General features: G+C 65.4%; 1 protein-coding gene. It reads left to right on the top strand.

All coding sequences use genetic code 11. The annotated features are described in order from the left end of the window. The coding region (locus tag HMPREF1224_RS13825) for a non-ribosomal peptide synthetase (protein ID WP_010793024.1) at positions 1 to 4,599 on the top strand (4,599 nt) is incomplete at both ends.

The raw sequence follows: 4,599 nt of genomic DNA, 5'->3' as shown, positions 1-4,599 counted from the left end.
GCCGGAATACATGGTGCCGTCGCACCTGTTGTTCCTGGCGCGGATGCCGCTGACGCCGAACGGCAAGCTGGACCGCAAGGGCCTGCCGCAGCCGGATGCGAGCCTGTTGCAGCAGGTCTACGTGGCGCCGCGAAGCGATCTGGAGCAACAGGTCGCGGGGATCTGGGCGGAGGTCCTGCAATTGCAACAGGTCGGGCTCGACGACAACTTCTTCGAGCTTGGCGGCCACTCGTTGCTGGCCACCCAGGTCATTGGCCGCCTACGCGAACGACTGCACCTGGAGGTGCCGATCAAGTCGATGTTCACCGCGGAGACACTGGGTGAGTTCTGCCACGGCGTCGAGACCCTCAAGGCCGAGAGCGCGCCGGTGGAAGATGCCCTGGCTAAATCCCTGGAGGCGATGGTCCAGCACCATATCGTCTCCGACGGTTGGTCGATGCAATTGATGGTCGAGGAACTGGTCCAGCTCTATGCCGGCTACAGCCAAGGGCTCGACGTGGTGTTGCCGGCCCTGCCGATCCAGTACGCGGACTACGCCCTGTGGCAGCGCAGCTGGATGGAGGCGGGGGAAAAGGAGCGCCAGTTGGCGTACTGGACCGGCCTGCTGGGCGGCGAGCAGCCGGTGATCGAGTTGCCCCTCGATCACCCGCGGCAGCCGCTGCGCAGCTATCGTGGAGCGCAATTGGACCTGGAGCTGGAGCCACACCTGGCCCTTGCCTTGAAACAGCTGGTTCAGCGCAAGGGTGTGACCATGTTCATGCTGTTGCTGGCTTCCTTCCAGGCGCTGTTGCATCGCTATAGCGGACAGGCGGATATCCGTGTCGGCGTGCCGATCGCCAACCGTAACCGGGTTGAAACCGAGCGGCTGATCGGTTTCTTCGTCAACACCCAGGTGCTCAAGGCCGACATCAATGGCCGGATGGGTTTCGACGAGTTGCTGGCCCAGGCCCGCCAGCGCGCGCTGGAGGCACAGGCGCACCAGGACCTGCCGTTCGAGCAACTGGTGGAGGCTTTGCAGCCGGAACGCAGCCTCGGCCACAACCCGTTGTTCCAGGTCATGTTCAATCACCAGGCCGACTCTCGTTCGGCCAACCAGGGCGTGCAACTGCCAGGCCTGTCGCTGGAGCGGATGGAGTGGCGGAGCAGCTCCGTGGCCTTCGACCTGACGCTGGACGTGCACGAGGCCGAGGACGGCATCTGGGCATCGTTCGGCTATGCCACGGATCTGTTCGAGGCCTCGACCGTCGAGCGCCTGGCTCGGCACTGGCAGAATCTCCTGCGCGGCATCGTGGCCGAACCGGGCCGGCCGGTCGCCGAGTTGCCGCTGTTGCTGGACGAGGAGCGCGATTGCCTGTTGCGGGCCTGGGCAGAGAACGCCGACGAGGGTGGGTTGCCGCCCCTGGTCCAGTTGCAGATCCAGGAGCAGGCCCGTCTGCGTCCGCAGGCGCAAGCACTGGCGCTGGAGGGGCAGGCCTTGAGCTACGCCGAGCTCAACGCCCGCGCCAATCGTCTGGCTCACTGCCTGATAGCGCGTGGCGTCGGTCCCGATGTGCTGGTGGGAATCGCCGTCGAGCGCTCGCTGGACATGGTGGTCGGTCTGCTGGCGATCCTCAAGGCCGGTGGTGCCTATGTGCCGCTGGACCCGACCTATCCGCAGGACCGTTTGCGTCACATGCTCGAGGACAGCGCCGTCGGCCTGTTGCTCAGCCAGGAGCATTTGCTGCCCGGGCTGCCTTTGCACGAAGGGCTGGAGGTGCTCTCCATCGACCGCCTGGAACGGGACGCATCGGTGTCCACGGATGATCCGGTGGTGAACCTGCGGCCGGAGAACCTGGCCTATGTGATCTACACCTCCGGCTCCACCGGAAAACCCAAGGGCGTGGCCATCAGCCATGCGGCGCTTGCGCAGTTCTCGCGTATCGCCAGTGGTTATTCCGCGCTCACCCCGGAGGATCGGATATTGCAGTTCGCCACCCTGAGTTTTGACGGCTTCGTCGAACAGCTCTATCCGGCGCTGACCCGTGGTGCCTGCGTGGTCCTGCGTGGCGGCGACCTCTGGGATACCGGTGAGCTGTATCGGCAGATAGTCGAGCAGGGCGTGACCCTTGCCGACCTGCCCACGGCGTACTGGAACCTGTTCCTGCTCGATGCCCTGGCCGAGCCACGGCGTTCCTACGGTGCCTTGCGGCAGATCCACATCGGTGGCGAAGCCATGCCACTGGAGGGGCCGAAGCTCTGGCGGCAAGCCGGCATGGGCCGGGTGAGGTTGCTCAATACCTATGGACCGACCGAGGCCACGGTGGTGTCCAGCGTCTTCGATTGTTCCGCCGAGAACGCCCGGGTGGGCAATGCCAGTCCTATCGGCCAGGCGCTACCCGGCCGTACGTTGCTGGTGCTGGATGAACATCTCGGCCTACTGCCCGTAGGGGCGGTAGGCGAGCTTTATATCGCCAGCCGTGCCGGGCTGGCCCGTGCCTACCACGATCGGCCCGGCTTGACCGCCGAGCGCTTCTTGCCCGACCCCTTCGGCGAACCGGGCTCGAGGCTCTACCGGACCGGCGACCTGGCGCGCCGACGCGGTGACGGCGTGATCGAGTACATGGGGCGTGCCGACCATCAGGTGAAGATCCGCGGCTTCCGCATCGAGCTGGGGGAGGTCGAAGCCCGCCTCCTGGACTTGGAGGGAATACGCGAAGCGGCGGCTCTTGCGCTGGACGGTCAACTGGTGGCCTACCTGGTGGCTGAGGGGGGCGAGGACGAAACTCGCCAGCCGGCTTTGCGCGAGCGTATCCGCACAGCGCTACGGGCCTCGCTACCGGACTACATGGTGCCCTCGCACCTGCTGTTCCTCGAGCGGATGCCGCTCAGTCCAAATGGCAAGCTGGACCGTCGGGCGCTGCCGAAGCCGGATGCCGGCCTGATGCAACGCCACCACATGGCGCCGGCGAGCGCGCTGGAGAAAGACGTGGCCGCGATATGGGGCGAGTTGCTGGGCGTCGAACGGGTCGGCCTGACCGACAACTTCTTCGAATTGGGCGGACACTCGCTGCTGGCGACGCGCCTGGTCTCGCGGATTCGCCAGGATCTCGGTATCGAAGTCAGCCTGAAGAGCCTTTTCGAGCAGCCGGTCCTGCAGGGATTCGTCGAGAGCCTGGGCGAGAAACCGGCGGAGGTTCCGCCGATCACGCCCGTTACCCGCGAGCAGCCGCTGCCGTTGTCCTATGCACAGGAGCGCCAGTGGTTCCTCTGGCAATTGGAACCGGAGAGCGCGGCCTATCACATTCCCGCCGCCCTGCGCTTGCGCGGCGGCCTCGATGTCGTCGCGCTACAGCGCAGTTTCGAGCGCCTCGCACAGCGTCACGAGTCGTTGCGTACCCGCTTCCGCCAGGAAGGCCTGCGTACCGTTCAGGTGGTGGACGCCGATGGGCAGTTGCAGGTTTCCCGGCATAACCTGGCGAATGTCGATGACGCGTCGCTCAGGGCCGCAGTCGAAGCGGAGATGGCCAGGCCCTTCGACCTACGGACGGATGCGTTGCTGCGGATCAGTCTGTTCGAAGTGGCTCCGAATGACCATGTGCTGGTCATGGTCCAGCACCATATCGTCTCCGACGGTTGGTCGATGCAGTTGATGGTCGAAGAGCTGGTCCAGCTCTATGCCGCCTACAGCCAGGGGCGCGAAGCGGCCCTGCCGGCGCTGCCGATACAGTATCCGGACTATGCCGTCTGGCAGCGCGAATGGATGGAGGCCGGAGAGAGGGAGCGCCAGTTGGCGTACTGGATCGGCCTGCTGGGTGGCGAACAGCCGGTGCTGGAGCTGCCGTTCGATCGTCCCCGTCCTGCGGAGCAGAGCTTTCGCGGCGCGCGGCTGGAGTTCGAACTCGGCGCCGAGCGGGCCAGGCGGCTGAAGGCGCTTGCCCAACGGCAGGGTGCGAGTACCTTCATGTTGCTGCTGGCATCGTTCCAGGCGCTGCTGTATCGCTACAGCGGTCAGTCGGATATCCGTGTCGGCGTGCCGGTCGCCAATCGCAACCGGGTCGAAACCGAGCGACTGATCGGGTTCTTCGTCAACACCCAGGTGCTCAAGGCCGACATCGATGGGCAGATGGGGTTCGACCGATTGCTGCACCAGGTTCGCCAGCGCTCGCTGGAGGCGCAGGCGCACCAGGACTTGCCGTTCGAGCAACTGGTGGAAGCCTTGCAACCGGAGCGCAGTCTCAGCCACAGCCCGCTGTTCCAGGTGCTATTCAACTACCAGGCGGAGCGGGGCGAGCACGGCTTGCCGGAAGTCGCGGGACTGAGCATCGAAGAGCAGGCGTGGGAAAGCCATACGGCGCAGTTCGACCTGGTGCTGGATACCTGTGAGTCCGAGTCGGACATCTGGGCGGCGCTGGTCTATGCGACCGATCTATTCGATGCTTCGACCGCAGAGCGCCTGGTACGGCATTGGCAGAACCTGCTGGATGCGATCCTGGCGATGCCTGACGCTCGCCTGGGAGAGCTGGACATGCTCGACCGCGAGGAGCGCGAAGTCATCGGGCAGCTCTGGAACCGCAGCGATTCGGGCTATCCGGCAACGCCGCTGGTACACCAGCGAGTGGC

This window comes from Pseudomonas sp. P179 (assembly GCF_000478485.2).
Lineage (GTDB): Bacteria > Pseudomonadota > Gammaproteobacteria > Pseudomonadales > Pseudomonadaceae > Pseudomonas > Pseudomonas aeruginosa.
The sequence above is the reverse complement of the archived record's forward strand: the minus strand, read 5'-3'. Positions and strand labels throughout refer to the sequence as shown.